This is a genomic window from Mucilaginibacter sp. L3T2-6 (assembly GCF_030519355.1).
Taxonomy (GTDB): domain Bacteria; phylum Bacteroidota; class Bacteroidia; order Sphingobacteriales; family Sphingobacteriaceae; genus Mucilaginibacter.
On record NZ_JAUMKC010000008.1, the window covers coordinates 1 to 22099 of the forward strand.

The window sequence follows — 22099 nt, forward strand, 5'->3', positions numbered from 1 at the left end:
ACGAGGCTGCGGCTGTTGTGGTACCGGCCTTGGCTGTTCCTGTACAGGACGAGGCTGCGGTTGTTGCGGTACCGGCCTTGGCTGTCCCTGTACAGGACGAGGCTGCGGTTGTTGCTGTACTGGCCTTGGCTGTTCTTGTACAGAACGAGGCTGCGGCTGTTGTGGTACCGGCCTTGGCTGTTCCTGTACAGGACGAGGCTGCGGTTGTTGCGGTACCGGCCGTGGCTGTTCCTGTACAGGACGGGGCTGCGGCTGTTGCGGTACCGGCCTTGGCTGTTCCTGTACAGGACGGGGCTGTGCCTGTTGTGGTACCGGCCTTGGCTGTTCCTGTACAGGACGGGGCTGTGCCTGTTGCGGATTTGTGTCACCCCGGCCGTTATCCATCCCCGGCTTTTGCTGTCCCTGCCCGGTAACGGGCCTTGAGTTTTTATTGCCCTGCTGCGGGTTATTTTGCTGGCCCGGTTGCGGGTTCGGCCGCAGCTGTTCCGGTTTGGGGTTAAAGGGGTTAAGCCTCCCCGCGTTACGGTGATCACCTTTATTATCGTACTGGCTTACTTGCTGCGGCGCAGGTCTTCTTCCATCACGACTGGGTTCGCGATTAATTACGGGCCTGTAAACATTTAAACGTCCCCCCGACACTGTTGCCTCGCCTGGCCTTTGAGCTACTCCGATAGTAACTGGCCTCACAGTATAATGTCCCCTGCTTTCCACATCAGTTACACGCGGGCCGCGGTTATAGGTAAACCCACGGTGACCATTGCCTCTGTTATAATTATAATTATTTGTATAAATATTGTTAATTATAGTAGTGTTATTAATAACAGTTATGTTATTTCGTACCACATAGCGATTGATGTTATTGCGTGTCATATAACCGGCGTGCACATAACACCAGTCTTCACCGCGCGGCCGCCAGTTTCGGCCGTACCCAACGTTTGGTGGCAGCGGGGCCCATCCGTAATAATCGCCGCTTTGGCCCCAGGTCACCCAGGCAGGAGCCCATTCGCCGCCAGGCAGCCACATCCAACCATAGCCACCGTCGTAAAACCACCTGCCGTAATGAAATGGGGCCCATCCCCAGCTATAATTTGAGGCCCAGGTCCATCCCTCATCTGTGTAAACCCAGCTGCCATTGGTCTCGTAGGGGCGAAAATCTTCATCAACGTAAGGTTGCCATACATAGCCATAATCCGGATAATCTATCCATTGGCCGTATGGACTAAGCTCGTCATAAAAAACCTGGTCGTCAACGGGCTGCTCTGCGTATTGCTCCTGGTTGTCGTAAACTGGCTGTTGATTGCTGGTATATATAATCGGTGAGCATGAGCTTAAAAGCGCTGCAACCGGTATCAGGTAAAGTATCTTTTTCATGACAAGGCCCCTTTCTATAAATATATAATATCTTTTTATATACTTATGACGAGGGCGGAATAAATAAGTTTAACGAGTTAGCATATTTAGTTGACTGACTAAGCTGTTGGACGTTACTTCGAACTTTAAGGTCAATTACCCGCAGACCTTATCAACTCAATACAACTCAATACAACTCTTTCATTATCTCCACGCGCCAATTATGGCTCCCATCAGGGTGAGTGATACCAGGCTGTAGCCGCCGTTAATCAAAATATACCGCCAGCTTTTCAGCTCGAAAAGGCTGTGTATGGCGATAGCGCTGAAAGTCCATATCCCGGCGAGGAAACCCGCGGTGGTACCCCATGCTAAATCTGTTTTGGCATCGGCCAGAAACATGCCGAGGTTTACAGCCATCAAAAGCGAAAAAATGGCAGTAAATCCAAAAATCTTGCCCTTATTGCCTGCCTGAATCTGCTCCATGTTAAGGTTGCTGTCAATCATCCATGCATTGCCGAATAAGGGCCTTGAATACCAGATACCCCCTACCATAAATGCCGACAAGGCCGCTACGGCTATAGCCAGCCAGTTAATGTGTGAAAAGTCCATTGTTCCAGGTTTTAAAGTTTAATTGGTTATCAGAATGTAATAGCAAAAGTCGTGAATAATAATTTCAGCGGCGCCAAACAGGGGTTTATAATTGGCGTTTATTATTTGGTTAATTTCGTAAATAATATTCAAATAACAATATGGCACTTGAAATTGAGCGGAAATTTTTAGTCGATAAAAAAAAATGGCAGGCGACTGCAAAACCCGACGGGATTCTTTACCGGCAGGGCTATTTGACCAACGGAAATAACCCTGCCATAAGGGTGCGTGTGGCAGGCTCTAAAGCATATATCACGCTAAAAGGGCGAACCGAGAGCATTTCCCGCAAAGAATTCGAATACGAAATACCTGTTGCCGAAGCTGCCGAAATGCTGGATAACTTTGCCTTATCAGAAGTTGAAAAAGTAAGATACTGGGTGTACTACGAAAACAAGTTATGGGAAATAGACGAGTTTAAAGGGGCGAATAGCGGTTTAATACTCGCTGAAATAGAATTACAAAACGAAAGTGAAAAATTTGCCAAGCCCGATTGGATAGAAAAAGAAGTGAGCAATGACGCGCGTTATTACAATTCCAATCTGTCAGTAAGTCCTTACACCACCTGGAATGTTTAGTTTAGTCATCGCATTGTGGCAAGAGCAACAGGCTGTCGTCTAACGATTCATCCTCCACAGTTTTAACATACTTATTCCCTTGAGGGCAAATAGCGGGTATTAAATATACCTTGTTGCCTTTTTCATCAGTAATATACGCCTCTCCATTGCCTTCTTTTATCCAGTCGTATATCTGCGTCCTGTCGGTTATGCCGTTTACGTTTATTCTCTCATTAACCCATTCAAAATAATCTATCGCAAGATAAGGGTTGCCGGTTATGCCCTCATCCTTTTTTATGCAAATTATGCGTACAGCCATTGTGTAGTAATTAATCAATTAGGTGCTGTAAAATTAGTATGACCTTTTTGATCCATAAACCGTATTGCCACTCAATCTGGCGCGTAAAACTACGTATCGCACTACCGGAAACACCTGTTGATTAATTGTTTAGAAATAAAATATATTGAAAGGCAACCTTTATCCGTTTTTGCGCGTGATAATTATAAATAGTATATGTATTTATTAATTATCCATCTCATGAAAAAAACACTCGTATTTCTCCCGGTTTTTATAATGGCGGTATTTACTCTTAACAGCTGTTCATCCAATAAGGCAAAGGTTAATCCAAACCCGACTACGCCGGCGGCCACTGTATCTATCGAAAATTTCGCATTTTCGCCAGCAACAGTGACAATCAAAGCCGGCCAATCTGTAATGTGGACCAATAAGGACAGCGCACCGCACACGGCAACCGAACTCAGCAGCTTATTCGACAGCGGCAGCCTGGCAACTAACCAGAGCTTTAGTTTTACCTTTCACACAGCAGGTACTTACACCTATCATTGTTTAATACATTCAATGATGGCCAACGCGACAGTAGTAGTAACAAATTAACAGGGATAGGTTACTTGGGCGAATGATGGGGGGCGTTGCAGTTTATTGCACGCCCTTTTTAATTCAGAAATTAACCTTACGCATCAATGCATCTTTAAAGTTGACAGATACCGGCACCCTCACATTCCCTATTAACAAGTGGCTCCGTTCAATTTTATCAATTTTAGTAACTGCGACAATATACGACTTATGCACTTTTTGGAAAGTTGCTGCGGGTAATTTGTCAAGCATTTCGGTTAAGGTCATCCGCGTTAGCGTACGTTTGCTGCCTTCATAAATGCTCAGATAATTGTCTCCAGCCTCAACGTATGAAATATCAGGTATGTTAATTTTTACAAGATCGTAGCCATCCTTCACAAACAAGCTTTGGCTGCTTCCGAGCTGAGGTTTTCCAGCGGATATCCGCTCTTTCACTAATGTACAGGCCTGCAACATCCGGCTAAGATTCACTGGCTTTAACAGGTAATCCGTCGCGGCAAGGTCAAAACCCTTAACGGCATATTCAGGATAAGCAGTTGTAAATATTATGTGGGCTGGTTTTGATATAAGCGACGCAAATTCTATCCCTGTCAAATCCGGCATTCTTATGTCAAGGAATACCACATCTGTTTCGTTTTTCTGTATCCATGCCAATGCCTCTGTGGCGCTTAAAAATGTTGCCTTTAAATCTATAAAGGGAATGTTAGCTGCATGCGTTTTAATTATATCCAGGGCAATCGGTTCGTCGTCTATAGCTATTGCGCTTATCATTTTACTTCGGTCATGCGTTTTACCAGCGCCAGCACCTCATCAGGTTCCAGGTTGCGGCCGGCTACTTTTCCTTGCGTATCAATCAGTACATTTTGCGGAATGGCCCTTACGCCATATAGTTCGGCTACCGTATTATCCCAATGCTTCAGGTCCGATACCTGCGGCCAGGTTAAGCCGTCATCCTTAATCGCTTTCAGCCAGCCAGCTTTGGTGTCGTGTCCGTCAAGAGATATGCCTAATATAGTAAAATTTTTATCCTTTAGTTGGTCGTATACTTTTACCCATTTGGGGTTATCCTCCCTGCATGGACGACACCACGACGCCCAAAAATCGATAAGCACATACTTACCACGAAATGACGAGAGTTTAACAGGTCTGCTGTGAGTATCAAATTGAGTAAAATCCGGGGCTATAGCCCCTACCTCAACTTTATTATTCAGCATCATATTTATTTTCTTGCCTAAAAAGTTATTTCGCAAGCCCGTGTCGATTTTTTTAAATAAAGGCCTCAACTCTGCAGTATCGGCGAAATCACCACCGTAATCCATTAGCGCGGTAAGCGCAATATAGCTTTTAGGGTTTTCCAAAATAAATTCCCTAAGCAAGGGCCGCCGCGCTTTTTTCAAGCTATCGTAATAAGTCACGTAGGCTTTCCCGGCCGCAGGTGTGCGTAATTTTTGCATTTGGGCTGACAGGGAATAAAGTTTGTGCTCCTCATTTATGCCAAGCAGCTTCTTTAACCTTGCATAATCCTGGTTTACCTTCGAATCGATAAAAACTGCAGTTGAGATAGAATCCTTTAAGTTCAAGGTTATACTACCGGGCTGCAGGTAAAACTTCAGGGCATCTACCTTATCCACGGGCGCCTTAAGCAGGCCCTTCAGGCCGACAGCCTGGTGATCCATTACCAACGTCGCCAAAACTATAAACGGGGCAGTATTATTCAACCGGAACCTGCCGTCAATAACCGAAGCAGAATCGATAAATTTTTGACCTTCGTATTGATAAACCAGGTACACCTTTGATGCGGTAATTTTGGGGCTTATCGTGCCTGTTAGCGTAAATGGAAATGTCTTGCTTTGCGCTATCAATTTGCCCTTGAAATGCAACGATAGCACGATGGTTAGTAAAAGTATCTTTTTCATGCTGATATTGGTTTTTGTTAGACGGTAATAGATAGTTTAACCCTGAATCTCCCGTTCTCATTTTCTATCATGAGCTGATGCAAGCCTGGATAGATCATCTGCAATCGCTGCTTTACGTTGGCGATACCCAAACCGGAGCCTTTTTCAATGTTTATATCAGCAAAAACCGTATTCTCAACAATCATTATCAACTGATGCTTTTCAACCCGGATTTCGAGGTTGATAGTGCCGGGTTTATCTATACTAACACCATATTTCCAGGCGTTTTCTACAAAGGGGATCAGCAGCATCGGCGCTATCTTGTAATTAATTTTAGGGTATTCGATGTTAATCCTGATGGTAATCTTCAAATTCGCAGGTATGCGCAATTGCTGCAAAGCGAGATAGTCCTCAATAAATTTAAGCTCAGTTTTAAGCGATATAAAGTCCTCCTGTACCCCATCCATATTGTACCGCATCATGTCCGACAATAGTTCTAACGCACCGGCTGTTTTAGAGGCATTTTCCTTTAATGCTATTCCATAAATATTATTCAGCGTATTAAAAAAGAAATGCGGGTTAATCTGAGCTTTCAGCAATTGCAACTCTGCTTCCGACTTTTGCTTATAAAACTTAATACGCTGGTAGCGATCGTAAAAGAAGTTGTATAGTATGGCATAACCTGCAATGTAGGCCATCATGAGTAACGTCGTCCCCACAAATTGGGCAGCTACAGGAAAAAAAATAGATTTCCGGGTAAAAAGCAAGCTGACCGCCCCACCGATGATTCCAAGACTGACACAGCCGGCAACAAACCGAACCAACTTTTGACGATTGAATACAAAAACCCAGTTTAGCTCGGCCAATAACGCGAACAACAGCACCGAGAGAATGAAAGTATGGTTAAGACTGTGGTTGGTAAACCGGTCAGAAAATCCCAGCGTGCTGCCGTTGACGTCAACGCTTTGCGGCAGGTCAAACTTGATTTTAAAAAGATATTCAAGCCAACCCCAGATGTTGATCACCAGCCACAGTGTTATGGCATGCAGCAGGAATCGCTTGATAAAATTGTAAAAAGCTGGCTTTTTAATTGTCTCTTCCATTTTTCCGTTTGCTTATTCAAATGAAAGACGATCTTTCCGTTTGTTAAAATAAATGAGGTGAAACCCGGGAAGTTTGTGGTGAAATGAAAAATCAGGAAAATTTTAAAGAAATCGAGCAGACATTTTTGACAGGCGCTATCTTTGCCCGCCTATCCTTTCAAAGAAGCATGCTGGGAATATCAGGACAAGTGCTGCCTTCAGGAAAACTTCAACATGACCACGGATTGCGTCGACCGTCAGCAACAACAACGTAAAATACAAAAACAGGATATCTCACTGTCAGCCTATAAAAAACTGCTGACTAACGATCTTACCCTTGTCTATTTTATAAACGCATAATTCTTCAATAGACTTAGTATCCTGACCTTTTACCGTAAACTGCATCGAGAGAACTACGGTAAAATAACTTCCGGCAAAGCTAGCGTCTGATATTTTTATATCGTGGATTTCGGCTCTCGAAAGAAACTGTTGTTCGCGTTCAATTAAGTTATGCAAACCCGTTAAGGGCTCATTATTGTATACGGGATCGATGCTTACGGCATCATCTGCAAAGAGTTCCCTGTAAGCCTCTACGAATTTTCGCTCCCCACAAAGGGATGCCAGACGAGAAGATATTTCGTGAATAGTATTCATGACATTTAGTTACTGAAAATAACATGTTTTGACGGAATTCAAATATCGTAGATTCCGGAGTAAAAAACATGAGCATAAAAAAACCGGTAGGTTACTACCAGCGATTTTTTATTCACAAAAGAATTTAAATGGTACTTTATCTTCCAAATCCGCCCAAAACAGTTTTGATAGTGAGTAATATAATTTTAAGGTCTAAAAAGGATGTTTGGTTCCTTATATAATATAAATCGTATTTATGTTTCCAAACCCCATCTTCTACTGAAGCCCCGTAAGGATATTTTACTTGCGCCAGTCCGGTGATGCCAGGGCGGACACTATGCCTAAATTCATAAAACGGAATTTCGTTCACAAGCATGTCAATAAAAACCTTTCTTTCAGGGCGTGGGCCGATTAAGGACATTTCACCTTTCAGCACATTTATTAACTGCGGTATCTCATCAATACGTGTCTTTCTGATAAATTCACCTATCCGTGTCATGCGCGGATCGTTTTTTTGCGCCCATTGTGCGCCTTTACTTTCAGCGTCCTGTCTCATCGACCGGAATTTAATTACTTTAAATTCTTCATTAAACTGCCCGACCCTGGTTTGCAGGTAAAAAATTGGACCGGCAGATTCCAACTTAATAAGTATAGCAGTGATTATAGAAACAGGCAGTGTTAGTATTATCAGAATAACAGCGTGGAAATAATCTGCTATGCGTTTTAGCGCAACTTTTCGGGTGTTTCTCAACACCGAAAAATCCTCTTTACCAATAAAGTAATCCCAGTCCAATAGCGATATTTCAGTAAAACCATTTATTTCTTCCAAAAAATCAACTATCGAATACGCAATAAAACCATTCTCAATATAATTAACCAAGTGGAGCTTATCCAAGTAATTAATTTGATGTGTATGGTGATAAAGAATAATCTTTTTATTTGAAGAAAACATCTTCTTCAATTTCGAAGATTTCGCTTTTGTTATTGATTGCAGTAGACTTCGGATGCGGTCATGTTCTTCTTCCGGGCAAAACACTTCAACTTTATTAAACCCAATTTCGAATTCAAAAAAAGATGTTTTATTGTTGTCTAGGTTTCTACTATAATTTTGTATTACCGGTTCCTCAATCAATTCCATATAGATGCTTATCAATTGTAAAGTTCAATCCAGTTTTTTCTTAAAACATTTTCCTGCAACCAAAGTTTCTGGATTTTTTTAAAAAAACTAACTTAATCATTAGTTTTCAATATCGTAAATAATTTTTTATTGTTTTCGCAATAAGTTTGGTCTCTCGCAAAGATAACAACTAAAAACTAAATTGTAAGTAAATTATTTTGTTAAGCCAGCATCGTTATTAAAATATTGTATCCGGCTATATCTTCATTTACGATAAAATAATACAAATCGTAACTAACACCTTGATAAAAAAGATTACCCTCGGCAAAATTAGCTGCTTTCAAGTTGTTACCCCGGCGATTACCCGTTTTCTTTCAACGCTTGTTTGCTATTTTAAACTCCCTCACTTGATAAACTGCATTAGCCGCCTTATAATTCTTACCGGCATTAGGAAAAAAGGAGCTTTAAAGCCATTGTCTTTCCACGCTCTTAAAATTTCTTGGTTGCCCTTTATCACATTCTTAAGATGTTTGTTTGTAGCGCCACCGAGCCGCATCTTTACTATCAATCTTTGTATATAAAGCGATTTAAAATTGAATTTTTTAAATATTCTTAACATAAATTCGTAATCTGCCGCTAAGGCATACTTGGTGTTAAACAGTCCGGCTTCTTTATAGATTCTCGATTTCACAAATAATGACGGATGAGGAGGCACATGTCCAAGCTCAAAAAAATGACGATGGTAACGAACAGAGTCCCATCTTCTCACTATTTTCTCTGGATCCTCATTCCCGACGTATACTAAATCGCCATACAAAATATCTAAATCAGGGTCGTTATTAAAATGTATCATAACGTCACTGATCACATTTTCGTCATGATAAAGGTCATCTGAATTCAAGATGCCGATAACCTCCCCCGTAGCCTGCATAATTCCTTTATTCATGGCGTCGTAGATACCCTTATCAGCCTCAGAAATATAATTGTTAATATTACTTAGGTGCTTACTAATGATATTGGGAGTATTGTCGGTTGAATTGCCGTCAATAATGATATATTCTATGTTTTTATAATTTTGAGATAAAACGGAGCTTATTGCATCCTCGATTGTTTTTTCATTATTATAGACAACTGTTATTATAGAGATTTTCATTCTAAATTAATTCTTTATAAAGACCGACAGTTTCCTGATAGCATCGTTCCCAGGAAAAGTTCGCGGATTGTTCCAATCCTTCTAAAATATATTTCTTCCTGTTATTTGCAATTTCTTCTAATGCATGTTTTACATCATCAATATCCAATTGATCAATTAATTCGCCGGCTTTACCGGCTACTTCGGCAATTGAAGATTTATTCAATGCAACAAACGGCAATCCTGCCCTCATCGCTTCTAAGAGAGGAATTCCAAAACCTTCATACGACGAAGGGTACAACAATGCAAAAGCCGAATTATATAGCTTATTAAGTTCAGCGTTACAGATGTTGACAAAAATCTTTATTCGTTTTTCTAAAGCTGATATCAGCCGCGCTTCCTGTTTATTGAAAGGCCTTCCTACCACGTATAAATCAAAATCAGGCAACTCCTTTATCAGATTGATAACAAATTCAAAATTTTTATAAAACTCCCTCGAACCTATAAATAGTAAATAAGGTCTGCCTTGTTTTTTTGCGTCTTTAATGATAAAAAAATCATCTGACACGCCGTTATAGATCACCTTTATTTTTTCAGGATCAATGTGAGGATGCAAGGCCAATAAATCATGCTTTGTATTTTCAGATACGCTGATTATCTTTCGAGCAGCATACAACGCTTTATTTTTTTGATAGGAGTGTACATTTTTTCTGGGGCTGCCATAAAATTTTTCGTGCACAAAATCGTGGATTGTCGTCACCTGTGAAGCTAAAGGATTATCCGTGATTCTGTTATAACTGGAATGAAAAATAAACTCGTGTTTAATATTCGATAGTTTAAGCGTCAGAAATCTCTCTATGATAAGCGGATATTTATTACGGCTGATAAGTTGATGCTTATCAATGTAAACATTGTTTCTGGCGATATTATTATTATCGCTCTCAACAAACAATAGATTGACATTATCGCGTAATAATCTTTTCGACAGCTCAGACCAATATGTAGATATACCTCCCGCTGTTTGTAAACTGTAGATTATGTTGTCGTAAACCAAGTCCATATCACTTACTTATTACGTTTCTATAAGGTATAAAGGACTCTTCCTGCGAATTTATCACAGTCATTGCACCCCAATAACAATATGCCCCAACAAATAGAAATATCGCTGCTTTTTGCAGGTTACTTTTGCTATAGGAAAAAAGGTAAGGAAATAACAATATTTCAAATTGTTGAAAATAAAGGCTTCCTCTGCCACCGATTTGCGGCAATGAATTGAAAGCCAGGTAAAAAATAACACCCCAGTAATAGATGTTAAATACGATCAAACTATTTTCATCGCTATATACTTTTTGCCTGTAAAAGCCCAATAAAACCACAATTAAAGAAAGTCTCAAAAACACTGAATAGGTCACCCCGATAATTTCGTCTGCATCTGAATTCCCATAGTACACCAGTTTTTGAGCGATATATTCCGGCATAAAATTGGTAAGGTAATTTATTACGATATTTTTCAAATCTATTGTGGCAACAGCTAAAGCAACGCACAATACAATTACCAACACCGTCGGCTTAAATTGCTTGCGAACAAAAAAATAAACCGGGTAAAATAGTATTGAAGAAATATGTATCGATACAGCAGCTAAAAGTATAAGCGTGTACTTTTTTATATTTCCTTCCTTAATGTAAACAAAGGACCATAACACTAGCCCCGCGGCAAGGCCTTGTCTTATCTGTCCAAAATCGGCAGTTAAGTATAGCCTGGAAAAATAAAACACGATCGACAAAAAAGGAAATAAGCTGTACTGCCATATAAACTTTCCTTTTATCGCCACCGCGAGAAGGGCCATCAAAAATATAAAAGAAACGTAGTTCACTGATATTTTATTAAGAAAGCCCATTATGGCATTCACAGAAGGCTCAACTTCCAGACTATAGCCGCTAAATCTTACATCTTCATAAATTCTTTCATAATTATCATAATCATAGCCCGTTTCATATCTCAGACCCGCAAAAAAAACAAGAAAGACGATCACTAAAGAAAACAGCAGGAATTTGTCAACCTTATCTTCGATAAAATAAGACATTACTGATAGCAAGAGCAATAAAAATAGAATTATGTAGTAAATCATAACTTGCTAAACAGAGACTCCCATTTTTGATATACCGTATCTGAATTATAATCCATCGAATTTACTCGGGCGTTTCTTCCTAATTGCTTCCGTTTGCTTTCATCGCCAATTAGTAGCAATAGATTTTTTAGAAACGCTTCAGAATCATTCATCTGTATCAATATTCCGTCGTCATCCTTTATAAGTTCACGGGGTCCGGTCGGACAATCGTAAGCAATTACAGGAAGGCCGCATGCTTTCGCCTCTAATAATACCATCGGCAGCCCTTCATATCTAGATGTCATTAAATAAATTGACGATTCTAAAAAAAAGTCTAAAATATTTTTTGTCGGAGGTATTAGAAAAATCCGGTCTCGTAAGTCGTACCTGGTAATTTGAGTTGTAAGGTCATTTTTCAACTCGCCATCGCCAACTATATTTAAAACCCAACCTGGATTGTCCTTCAGCGCCAGAGCTGCCAGATCAATCAAGAGATCAAATCCCTTCTGATAAGTATATCGGCCGATTGCCAGTAATATTTTATTATCGCAAGGAGATGGATCCGGCGGATAAAATGACAATTCATTAGGAATAGTTTCGCATAGTACTGTCGGCACATTTTTGTTGAAGTTTAATTTGTCAACATCTGTAAGTACTACAACGGCATCCAGGCGCCGGTATAACAACTTAACTAAGAATTTTGAATAGGGGGTTAATGCTGAATATGATAAGTGTTCGCAACCTATGTATTTGTTAGTTGGCTTAAACAGGCAAAGCAGGGAAAGAATAAAGTTATGTACGTGATTTGTTCCTAATACTATATCGCTATTTTGGGGAACATTTTTTGATAAGACACTAAAGGTTTTAAAAAAGCCAAGTATCCGGAGAATTAAAAACCTCGATGTCCTGATATGCAGATGTTTTATAACAACGCTGTCGTTAAGATTGAAATAGGCCGTCCCCTGAGTCGTATATAAACTTAATATAGTAACTAAATAGCCGTGTTTTGATAGATTATTGGCTAAATTAATAGTGGCCCTTTCGGTACCAGCAGATGATGTAATATCTGAAAGAATCAGTTTAACGTTCATTATTGTCTTTTTGACGAAGAGTGCGGTGCAAATAAAGTTACTTATCAACAAGTAAAATTAATGCGATAACGTCCAGGGCATGTCATATGCCCGGGCACTGTAAATCCAAACGGCAACAAAGTTAATAAAACTTATCAGCGTAGTAGAATAAGCTGCACCTATAGCGCCGAAATGTTTAATCAGAATATAGGATAAAACTACCTGTAAAAGTGAACAGATAAAGGTTATATAGGCAAGCAACCTGGTCTTTTTAACGAAATATATGTAATTAACAAACATTAAATACATGCCCTGAAATGTTTGAGCCAGTATAGCCCAGGGAATGAACCATTTCGATTCTAAATATTTAGCAGATAAAAAATTATTAACTAATAATATTGACATTCCAATCAGCACCACGCAGCTTATAACCAACAAAAGAAGATATAAATAGGTAAACTTGGCTAATTTTAGTTTGGTACGCTTCAATACATGTTCGTCTTCGATACTTAAGCTTTTGAATAGATATGGAACATAGGCATTATTAAAGGCCATTGTGATAAATGAAACAAGTAATCCAAACTGAAAGCCGGTAGCATAAATTCCGGTGGCAGCTTCTCCAATTAATTTACTTATGTAAATTCTGTCGATACCTGACCTTATCCAAATACTTAAGCTATGTGGTAGCAGTGGTAGAGAAAAAAAAACGGCGTCTTTTAAATAAGCCTTTTGTATGCTTAATGTAAAGTAACCGCGATCGTACAAAATATATAGGCTGAATAAACCATAACTGCATGCTGCGATAAAAAAACCATCTAGGCGCCCGCGCCATCCAAGTGAATAACTTATTATAAATAGCAATGAAAGGCTAATATTTAAAGCCGTTTGAGTTATTTCGTAAATACCGTATTTAATCGCTTTTTCTTCTAGTTGCCACAATGTTAAGTTAATAGCCGTAAATGATTGCGATAATGCAATTAATATTCCTGCAAGTAAGTAATTAACAGGTATATGTAAAGTGTTTATAATTTGGGGACTAAAGATCAATACCAGTACCGAGCAAATTATAGCCGTAAAAAAAGTAATTGAAATAACGTTTGAAATATATTCGGCAAGCTGTTTTTTACTTAGCTTGTAATAATTAACGCTTATTGCACCTTGCAAACTTAGCCCAATAAATATCAGTAACACCGACGTATAAACAGAAAAGTTTGAAACAATACCATATTCGGCCGGTACCAGGTAATGTGTCAATAGCGGCAATAACAGGAAAGGAATAGCTTTATTAATTGCATCTGTTAAGGTATACAGAACGCTATTCTTAAATAAAGAATGACGTGTTATCTTTCTAAGGTCCTGTCTAAACTTAGAGGGTTGAAATGGCATTCTTAATTATTTCAAAATTTGTTTTCGGGTATTCTTTTGCATAAAGGTATTCCGTTTTGAATTTTTCATAAGCTACAAAATCTATATTATCATAGAGAGAAAGTTTAAAATCCGAGTCGAGATTGATCATTTCAATATTAATAAGTTCGGCAATATTCCTTCCCCGCCTGTAAACCTCATTCGAAAAATCGTTTCCATGCATAAATTCGTCGAAAAAAATGACATATGCTTTTTTGTTCGCTTGCACAGCATAATTTATAGATAAACTTGAGTGATCTAAAACCATTTCACTATGCAACACCAATTCAGCAGTTTTTCCTGAAATAACACGGCGGGATCCAAATTCATTGGTATACAAGGCTTTTGGATGCGCTGCAATTATAATCTCGCAACCAGTTTGATGCTCAATTTTATCAAATGCTGCGTTAATTTTTTTATAATATAACTCGGGAGAGATTGATCTTTTGCGAAGCCTGGCAATATCCGGGTGACTTGGCAGATAGATATCCAAGAAAACAATATATTTCTCGTTGATAATACGGGGGGTAGTTTGAGCTACAGCATAATTTTCCACATCGAAATATGATATCGAATCTGTTTTGTATTCCCTAAATTCGGGCGCTGTCTTATTACCGGTCAAAAACACCAATGAAACCGGGTTAATCTCGAAGAACCTTTTATAAATTTTATAGGAAAATAAACTCAATTTTCTCCTAACCTTGCTAAAAGACAGATCACTAACTTTAAAACGAATTCTATTGTAATAAATGGCGGAAAGATTATGATAATGATTTATTGAAAAAACTTTGAACTTATCCCCCGATAACAATTTTGCCAAACAGCGCGTATCCCAATTAAACCAAAATTCAGTACATATATAGGTACCTTGAGGTAGATTCTCTATCTCCCGTAACAAATTAATATAGTTATCAAAGTAAATTACATCTTCATCCTTTTCCTCCATATTATAGTTTAATTTTTTTGAATAGGCCAAGGCCCTCCACACACTCCAAAATTGGACATCAAATCCATATCTGCAAAATTCATCCATGCAAAAATGGCCTCTTTTGAAATGCTTATAAGGCTCATGATCGATAATTATCAACTTCATATTTGTTATATCAGCCATTTTATTTACAGCAAACACTGCAAAAAATAAAGTCGTTGCACGGGTATCCAACTTATAGGCGGTAGCAGGATAGCTTACTGGCTTTATAGTAATATAATTGAATCCACTAAATACTTGTCCATCCCCCGTCAATCAAAATATTTTGACCGGTAATATACCTAGCATCATCAGATAAAAGAAATGCAATACAAGGAGATATATCATCAGGAGTTCCCATTCGTCTTAACGGAACTTTATTCGAAAAGCTTTCTACAAATTGTTTGGGTTGATTATCAAATATACCGCCGGGCGAAACACTATTCACTCTTACCTGGTGTGGGCCATAGTATGCTGCTAAATAGCGTGTTAGGTTATTTATACCTCCTTTAATCGCTGAATACGCCGCAGGCATGGTCATTTCGGTGTTATTGTAAACAGAAAAATCGGGACCCACTAACCCATAAATTGAAGACATATTTATCAAGGAGCCGTATCCCTGTGACTTCATTTTGTTAAGTACTACCTGGCAGCATAAAAAGTATCCATTCAAATGCATATCAACATTTCTGCGCCAAGATTCAATTTTTATGTCTTCAAGTTTATCTCCCCAGTCAACTGTGCGTGGATAAGCATTATTTACCCAACCATCAATTTTTCCATATTTTTTTAAGATATAGTCAACGCCGCCTTTTACAGAATCTTCATCTGTAATGTCCAGGGCTAAACAGTCATCAGCATTCTTGCTAATATTAATATCGGCTGCAATGACCTCACACCCGCGCTGTTTAAGTGTTTTTACAATATGGGCGCCTAACAAACCGTTACCACCAGTTACTACCGCTACTTTGCCTTCCATTAAAAATTAATTATATTTTCTAAATACCGGCTTTATAATTTTTGACTGCAAATATGGTTCATAACCATCATTAAGAGCATTTTGATAAGTTTTTAATGAAGTTCTTACAGCACTTAAAGTCATATCAAGCTCAATGTCCTGATGGGAATAAGAGATAGCTATATATGGCATCAGGATCCCCGCCTTGATCATTTCCTGTGCAAACAAGGTGCGCATTGCCATAGATGCGGCGTTATCTCTCCCTTTCGCTATATAGTTTGGTGAGCAAGGATATCCTTCAACATAAAATTGATCTTGAATGCCAAATTCAATAGCGATAGAATTGATTCCAGATATTAGTTTTTGTCCATAATCCCAAAAATGTTTCACTACCTCGTCCCTTTCCAATATCTCCATTGTTTTTAAGAAAGCGCCAAGTGCACTCATCTCCGCACCGTGCGTGGTCGATGTTAAAAAAACTCTTTCGGCGCCCTCATTAAGTATCCCGCCTATCTGCATAATCTCTCTTTTTCCGCCAAGCGCCGCAACAGCAAAGCCATTAGCCATAGCTTTTCCAAAGGTGCATAAATCAGGCGTTATTCCAAAATAGGCTTGAGCACCCCGCAAATCCCAACGAAACCCCGTTATCATTTCGTCAATGATAAATACAGCTTCGTTAACTTTGCAAATGGCTTGTACTTTTGTTAAAAAATCATTTTGAGGAGCTTGTGTTGTTGCAGCTTCCAGCATCACTGCCGCTATTTCGCCTCTATGTTCGTCGAACAGGCGTTCGAGGGATTCTATATTATTATAATTAAATTTAAGCGTTAAACTTTTCGATTCATCAGGGATGCCAGCGTTCATAACCGTTGACCCGATAAACCAATCATCGTATGAGAAAAAAGGCTGTTCAGCCGGTACTGCTATGTATTTTTTCTTTGTGTAAGCCCGTGCAAGCTTAACCGCAGCCGTTGTAACTGCCGAACCATGCTTCGCAAATTTAACCATCCCCACGGATGGTATTAACCCGGTTAACAATTCAGCGGCCATTAGTTCAGTAGTTGAGGCCCGTGTTAAATTATTACCCTTTAGTATTTCTTCGTAACAAGCATCAGCTATCTCTTTGTTACCGTAACCAATGTTTACTGAACGTAGCCCCATACCATAGTCAAGGTATTTTTTTCCATCGGGGGCGAAAACATAAGCACCTTTACCTCTTTCCAAAATGGCAGGCGCGTTTGAGGGGAACTGGTCATCGCCGCGTGAGTATGTATGTGCCCCGCCGGGGATTACATAGTGTAATCTATCAGAATATGTTTCGCTCATTTGCTAGTCCCGTTATTTTTTTGAAGATTAAAATTCGCCCAATATTGTTCATTGAGTTCCGAATTTATTTTATGAAGCTCGTTTTCAATAATATATTTGATTAAGTTTTCATCACTTATCGTAGTGATATCTTTTTTAATCTCATTGATCACTGCTCTGAAAAAATCGGCGTCAGGTTCGTAATCCAGCGTCATTCTCAATTTTGAAGAAAAAGAAATCTCGTCAAAATTGATAATATCTATATGACTTTCGTCAAAGATCCGCCCCCAGCCTGTTTCTAGAATCTTGGGCGTATTAATTAACGAGTGCCTCAAAAAATCTTTGGTATAACCCATTACATTCATACCCAAAGGCAGGCCAACGGTTTTAGCCATTGACGCCCCCTCAATCAAGGAGTACATCACATCCCTCGCCGCTTTAGTAGAACATAATATGTCGTCTCCATCAATTGACAAGATATTGTCCACATTGTGTTCTTCGGCACATTGCAAATGCCTTAAAGGTATGTTATCATCTGCGCCAAAAAATATGTTAATATCTATGCCATCCAATACCTCTTCAAATTTCATGTTTTCAGGGTCGGTGGAAGTGGTTATAAAAAGTTTAACGTCACCTGCGGCGATATCATTTTTAAATTCTGCTGCAAAACGATTTATCAAATATTCAATAAAAGTACTTCCGCCCGCTTTTATTAAATGTTTTTGTAATAAGCGGGTAGAACCTAATCTGGCTGTGATAAAAATCCCTGTCATTTTACGTTCTGGATTTGGTTAGTACGATCTGACGCTTCGACAGCATAAAGTAAATTTAATACTTTGTGATCGTGATCAAGGCTATTAGGATAAACCGTTTGATTTTTTGATGCCTTTAAAAAGGTATCAATCTCATCGATATACATTTGCTCGGTAATATTTTTATTATAGCCCGATTGCGCCGAAATAGTCTCATAGAATATGTCTTCCCAAACATTGTTTTGGGGTTCAAAGGTTCTAATAACATTATCGTCCCAATTCCAATATAATTGCTTTTTATCGCCATTTATGGTTAACCTTCTGGTTGCAAATCTCGAAACAACATCTACTGACAAGTTGAAAATCATATTCCCGTAATCCATAAGCAAATTATAAACGTCGTCTATCTCAGGGGCGCCGTCTATTTCAATTGTTTTTTTGTAAAATCCAACCACCCGCTTAGGAAAGCCCAATACCATTGTTATCCAGGTTAATTCAAAGGGTACTATTTCCCTGCCTCCACCAGTAGATTTATTGGATACATAATATTCATTTACGCCTTCGTACTTATGCCAATCCGGTAAATATTGGCCGGAATGATATATAAAGTTCGACAACTTGCCCAACTCCCCTTTGTTTATAATTTCTTGGATTTTTTTTATTGCAGGGTGAAAGAACAACGTACATGATGGCGCTAAAAACACTTTTTTATTCTTCGATTCATCAATTATCGAAACAAGGTCGGTATCAACCACACTGGCTTCTATAAACGCCGGAATGCCAAGTTCAACTGCCTTTTTCATATAAATATGATGTATATCGGGCGGTAATGAAATAACAAAAGCCTCTACTTCGTACGCTTTTAATACAGATTCCAAATTTCCAAAAGTGTTGATGGAGTATTGTGTTTCAGTCTCTAACCTTCTGTCACTGCGTTTATCTAATCCTACAATATTTTTCAATCCAAGAGCATGCAGATTTCTGATTCTTCGCTTGCCCATTGAACCTAAACCAATTATCAAAACAACTTTATCCATGCTTAAAATTTTATATAATTTATGTCGTCCTGTGCTTTCTTGTAATCCTCATGCTTACCAACATCCAACCAGTATCCACGAAGCGGATAGGAAATCACTTTGTAATTATTTATTATTAAATGATGCAAAAGATCAGTAGCGTCATAAAATTCGCCCCGGGGAATAATAGAGCATACTTCCTTTTTCATTAAATAGATTCCGGCGTTCGCGTAATAGGTGTATGTAGGCTTTTCTTTAAAGCTGTTTATACAACCGTTGGAAGTTTCTAAAATTGCATAAGGGATACTAACGTTGTAGGGAATAGTCGCTACAGAATAATCAGCGTCTGAGGTAATAAAATCCAAAAAGAAATTTTCGTAATCAAGATTTGTGAGAATGTCTGAATTAGTGAGCAAAACGTAATCATGCGTAAACTTATCAATTAAAGACACGGCGCCAATAGTACCAAGCGGAGCGTTTTCTATCACGTAGTTAATCTTCACACCCAGTTCGCTACCGTCTCCAAGATAGGATTTTATTTGTTCTCCTAAATATCTAACAGAAATCCATAAATCATCAATTCCAAAGTCTACCAGCCTATCGATATTGTGTTTAATTATCGGCTTTCCGGCAACGGGCAATAAAGGTTTCGGAATATCATCCGTTAGTGGTCTTAACCGTTCGCCTCGGCCGCCCGCCATTATTACCGCATCTATAGGCAAATACGATCTGGAAAAACGAAAATTAACTACATTTAATATAACATTAAATTCATCCACAACGGGCAGTACCTTATAAGCATTATTACGGTATTTTATTATTTCATAAACGTCGTAGTTCCCTTTCAATATCTTTTTAGGATCTTTTTGAAGAAATGAATCCACTTCGTCATCAATAGTCAACCCCTTTAACAAACCTCGTCTTACATCACCATCTGTTAACGAGCCTATTAACTTATTATCTTTATCTACAACAAAAAGAATAGCATCAGCAGCAAGTTTATCTAAACAACTGAGCGCTGCTCTTGTAGCTGTCCGAGATAATATTAAATGTTTTTTATAATCGTAATTCATGCTGGGAAATCTTTTAAGAGGGCTACAATTTTATTAGCCGCGCCGCCACTATAGTAAATATTGTCCACCGAAAGCATAGCCGCTGTTTCTACATATTGTACCGCCTGACATATCGCAGCACTAACAATGGGTACGGTAATAACATTTGGCCCTGCGCTCCTTCCCTTTTGTCTGTCGCCTAAGTTTATTACATATTTACCAAACGATGCAGCCTCAATAATACCGCTTGACGTGTTGCCTAACAAAAATGCACAATGCTTCATAACTGTAAAATATCCTTTGGTACCTAAATTTTCCACTAAGAATACGCGATCTGAGTTCGAAAAACTTGATATAAGAGCATTCCTGATTACGTTTCCGGCTGTATCTGCATTTGGCATGGTAATAAGTACCTGGTAATTACTCAAACTCGCAATCGCTTTAATTAACTCCTGCGCAAAGTATTCGTTTTGTTCATACGCCACAGTTTCGGGATGAAAGGTAGTAAGTATAGTATCTTTTGCCAAATCTATCCCCCATCTTTTCTGAAACTCTTCAGCGGAAAAAAAAACTGCGTCCTCTAAATTATCCAGGCTAAGCGCACCTATACAGTAAACGTTTTCTTCGCTACCCGCTATTTGCGCTACCCTTTGGGCTGCGTCACTGGTCGAAACAAAATGGTATGTTGATGCCAGCGTAATAGCATGCCTAAACACATTATCAATAGCGCCCAGTGTAGTCTCACCGCCATGCAGGTGTGCAAATACAATTTGGAACGGGATGCCCGCCGTTACTGCTGAAAACATCTCATAGCGATCTCCTAAACAAAACACCAGGTCGAAGTGGGCTTTATGGCTGTCCCAAAATTCAGCAAATTTAACCAGGGTCATCCCCATCGCTGTCGATATAGCCATTGGCGTATCGTCCGCTGGCATAGTTTCGATCCTGTAGGATACGTCAAATCCTTCAGAAAGTACCTGCTCGACCGTATAACCATGTGATGGCGACAAATGTGCGCCAAAAACGATTATACTCAGATCGAAATGATCGTCCGCAGCAAGTCTTTTCAATAGCGGCAAATATATGCCAAAATCGGCTCTTGAACTCGTTAAAACGCCTATCCTCATACAAAATCGCCAAATGATAATTTATGGCCTGCCGGTAAATCGTGTATCAGCATTTTACCTGCAATCGTTTTTAATAGCATTGGCGAAATTCCATCGCCGGGCCGCAGCATTTCCATATCGTCTTCGCTAATTATCTCACCTTTCTTTTTATCCCTACCCAAGTGAATGCTTTTTCGCGCAACAACTATGTTCTTATGTTCTGAGCCAGTAGGTTCTTTTACGGCACTGCCTAATGCTTTCTCAATATTCCTGATAGCCGTTACCATAGCTTTCAGTTCGTCAGGTTCCAGGGATGCAGCATGGTCGGGGCCGGGGAGGCTTTTGTCTAAAGTAAAATGCTTTTCGATAATCTCAGCGCCCAATGTAACTGCGGCGATAGGTACTTCGATTCCAGTCGTGTGATCAGAATAGCCCACCGCTACATCAAAGCTATTTCCGATACTATTCATAGCCAGTAAATTCACATCAGAAAAAGGAGTAGGATATTCAGTATTACAATGCAGCACAGTTATTTTAGCAGTCGATTGTTCTTTCAATACACTTACGGCATCTGCTATCTCGCTCATTGTGCTCATGCCTGTTGAAATAATAATCTCGTCGGCAAGTTTGGCGACTTTTTCAAGATAGGGCAGGTTAGTAATTTCGCCCGATGGTATTTTATACAACGTTAATCCTAATTCTTTCAAAAAATCCAAACTGTCTAAATCAAATGCCGTCGAAAAAAAGCTTATTCCCTTCTCTTTGCAATAATCTAATAACAGAAAATGGTCGGCTTCTGATAATTCAAGTTTTTGCAACATTTCCAGTTGACTTTCCTTATCATTAGCCGTATTTGTATTTTGATAGTCGGCCTTTTGTGCAGCTTTACTAACTAATTTTGACGCCTTAAAAGTTTGAAACTTAACATAATCTGCACCGGCCTCGGCAGCGGCGTCTATCAATCTCTTCGCAATATCAATATCTCCGTTATGGTTTACGCCCGCTTCGGCAATTATCACCGTTCTATTCATTACTTCTTCTTTAGTGTCGAATATAAAAGGTCGCCCCATTTGCCA

General features: G+C 39.2%; 23 protein-coding genes. 2 read left to right on the forward strand and 21 right to left on the reverse strand.

Translation table 11 applies throughout. From position 1 onward, the window contains the following. A partial coding sequence (locus tag Q3W13_RS10595; RefSeq protein ID WP_302863589.1) for a DUF6600 domain-containing protein occupies positions 1-1371 on the reverse strand: 1371 nt, incomplete at its 3' end. A 183-nt stretch (positions 1372-1554) separates the two neighbouring features. Continuing rightward, positions 1555-1959, reverse strand: a complete 405-nt coding sequence (locus Q3W13_RS10600; RefSeq protein WP_302863590.1) for a DUF1761 domain-containing protein — start codon at positions 1957-1959, stop codon at positions 1555-1557. Positions 1960-2099: 140 nt separating this feature from the next. Here Q3W13_RS10600 and Q3W13_RS10605 point away from each other — a divergent pair, with 140 nt between their 5' ends. Further along, positions 2100-2573, forward strand: a complete 474-nt coding sequence (locus tag Q3W13_RS10605) for a CYTH domain-containing protein (protein ID WP_302863592.1) — start codon at positions 2100-2102, stop codon at positions 2571-2573. A gap of 1 nt (position 2574) precedes the next feature. On the opposite strand, the gene Q3W13_RS10610 is transcribed toward Q3W13_RS10605, so the two are convergent. Beyond that, positions 2575-2871, reverse strand: a complete 297-nt coding sequence (locus Q3W13_RS10610) for a DUF3892 domain-containing protein (protein ID WP_302863593.1) — start codon at positions 2869-2871, stop codon at positions 2575-2577. A 219-nt stretch (positions 2872-3090) separates the two neighbouring features. On the opposite strand from Q3W13_RS10610, the gene Q3W13_RS10615 reads away from it, so the two are divergent. Then, positions 3091-3447: a cupredoxin family copper-binding protein gene (locus Q3W13_RS10615; protein WP_302863595.1), complete on the forward strand. Its 357-nt coding sequence runs from the start codon at positions 3091-3093 to the stop codon at positions 3445-3447. 63 nt (positions 3448-3510) lie between these two features. Here the strand turns inward: Q3W13_RS10615 and Q3W13_RS10620 are convergent, their stop codons facing one another. The 18 genes from Q3W13_RS10620 to neuB form a co-directional block, all read right to left on the reverse strand. Continuing rightward, positions 3511-4197, reverse strand: coding sequence for a LytTR family DNA-binding domain-containing protein (locus tag Q3W13_RS10620; protein ID WP_302863598.1), 687 nt, complete (start codon positions 4195-4197; stop codon positions 3511-3513). Next, positions 4194-5342, reverse strand: coding sequence for a TlpA disulfide reductase family protein (locus Q3W13_RS10625; RefSeq protein WP_302863600.1), 1149 nt, complete (start codon positions 5340-5342; stop codon positions 4194-4196). Before Q3W13_RS10625 ends, Q3W13_RS10620 begins: the two co-directional genes overlap by 4 nt. Positions 5343-5359: 17 nt before the next feature. Next, a complete protein-coding gene (locus tag Q3W13_RS10630; RefSeq protein WP_302863602.1) occupies positions 5360-6424 on the reverse strand; it encodes a sensor histidine kinase in 1065 nt (354 codons plus the stop codon). A 279-nt stretch (positions 6425-6703) separates the two neighbouring features. Beyond that, on the reverse strand, positions 6704-7057 hold the full coding sequence (locus Q3W13_RS10635; protein ID WP_302863604.1) for a nuclear transport factor 2 family protein: 354 nt from the start codon (positions 7055-7057) through the stop codon (positions 6704-6706). 136 nt (positions 7058-7193) lie between these two features. Then, positions 7194-8174: a sugar transferase gene (locus tag Q3W13_RS10640; protein WP_302863607.1), complete on the reverse strand. Its 981-nt coding sequence runs from the start codon at positions 8172-8174 to the stop codon at positions 7194-7196. A gap of 382 nt (positions 8175-8556) precedes the next feature. Further along, the gene (locus tag Q3W13_RS10645) at positions 8557-9306 is read right to left on the reverse strand and encodes a glycosyltransferase family 2 protein (protein WP_302863609.1); all 750 of its coding nucleotides are present in this window, start codon (positions 9304-9306) and stop codon (positions 8557-8559) included. 1 nt (position 9307) lies between these two features. Then, on the reverse strand, positions 9308-10345 hold the full coding sequence (locus Q3W13_RS10650) for a glycosyltransferase family 1 protein (RefSeq protein ID WP_302863611.1): 1038 nt from the start codon (positions 10343-10345) through the stop codon (positions 9308-9310). A 1-nt stretch (position 10346) separates the two neighbouring features. Beyond that, positions 10347-11369, reverse strand: a complete 1023-nt coding sequence (locus Q3W13_RS10655) for an EpsG family protein (RefSeq protein WP_302863613.1) — start codon at positions 11367-11369, stop codon at positions 10347-10349. Positions 11370-11410: 41 nt separating this feature from the next. Continuing rightward, a complete protein-coding gene (locus Q3W13_RS10660) occupies positions 11411-12484 on the reverse strand; it encodes a glycosyltransferase family 4 protein (RefSeq protein WP_302863615.1) in 1074 nt (357 codons plus the stop codon). A gap of 57 nt (positions 12485-12541) precedes the next feature. Continuing rightward, positions 12542-13849, reverse strand: coding sequence for a lipopolysaccharide biosynthesis protein (locus Q3W13_RS10665; protein WP_302863617.1), 1308 nt, complete (start codon positions 13847-13849; stop codon positions 12542-12544). Continuing rightward, positions 13830-15110 (reverse strand): hypothetical protein, encoded by a 1281-nt coding sequence (locus Q3W13_RS10670; protein WP_302863619.1) that lies wholly within the window; start codon positions 15108-15110, stop codon positions 13830-13832. Before Q3W13_RS10670 ends, Q3W13_RS10665 begins: the two co-directional genes overlap by 20 nt. Beyond that, positions 15085-15813, reverse strand: a complete 729-nt coding sequence (locus Q3W13_RS10675) for an oxidoreductase (RefSeq protein WP_302863621.1) — start codon at positions 15811-15813, stop codon at positions 15085-15087. Before Q3W13_RS10675 ends, Q3W13_RS10670 begins: the two co-directional genes overlap by 26 nt. A 6-nt stretch (positions 15814-15819) precedes the next feature. Then, positions 15820-17118 carry a glutamate-1-semialdehyde 2,1-aminomutase gene (locus Q3W13_RS10680; RefSeq protein WP_302863622.1) on the reverse strand — a complete coding sequence of 433 codons (1299 nt, stop codon included), beginning with the start codon at positions 17116-17118 and terminating at the stop codon, positions 15820-15822. Beyond that, entirely contained in the window at positions 17115-17870 is a 756-nt protein-coding gene (locus tag Q3W13_RS10685; protein WP_302863623.1) for a hypothetical protein, read from the reverse strand. Before Q3W13_RS10685 ends, Q3W13_RS10680 begins: the two co-directional genes overlap by 4 nt. Next, the gene (locus tag Q3W13_RS10690) at positions 17867-18886 is read right to left on the reverse strand and encodes a Gfo/Idh/MocA family protein (RefSeq protein WP_302863625.1); all 1020 of its coding nucleotides are present in this window, start codon (positions 18884-18886) and stop codon (positions 17867-17869) included. The genes Q3W13_RS10685 and Q3W13_RS10690 overlap by 4 nt, the downstream gene beginning before the upstream one ends. A 2-nt stretch (positions 18887-18888) precedes the next feature. Next, positions 18889-19938, reverse strand: coding sequence for a nucleotidyltransferase family protein (locus tag Q3W13_RS10695; RefSeq protein WP_302863627.1), 1050 nt, complete (start codon positions 19936-19938; stop codon positions 18889-18891). Then, positions 19935-21044 (reverse strand): UDP-N-acetylglucosamine 2-epimerase, encoded by a 1110-nt coding sequence (gene neuC / locus Q3W13_RS10700; RefSeq protein WP_302863629.1) that lies wholly within the window; start codon positions 21042-21044, stop codon positions 19935-19937. The genes Q3W13_RS10695 and neuC overlap by 4 nt, the downstream gene beginning before the upstream one ends. Then, complete coding sequence (neuB, locus tag Q3W13_RS10705; RefSeq protein ID WP_302863631.1) at positions 21041-22093, reverse strand: N-acetylneuraminate synthase; 1053 nt, start codon at positions 22091-22093, stop codon at positions 21041-21043. The genes neuC and neuB overlap by 4 nt, the downstream gene beginning before the upstream one ends. Between the last annotated feature and the right edge of the window lie 6 nt (positions 22094-22099).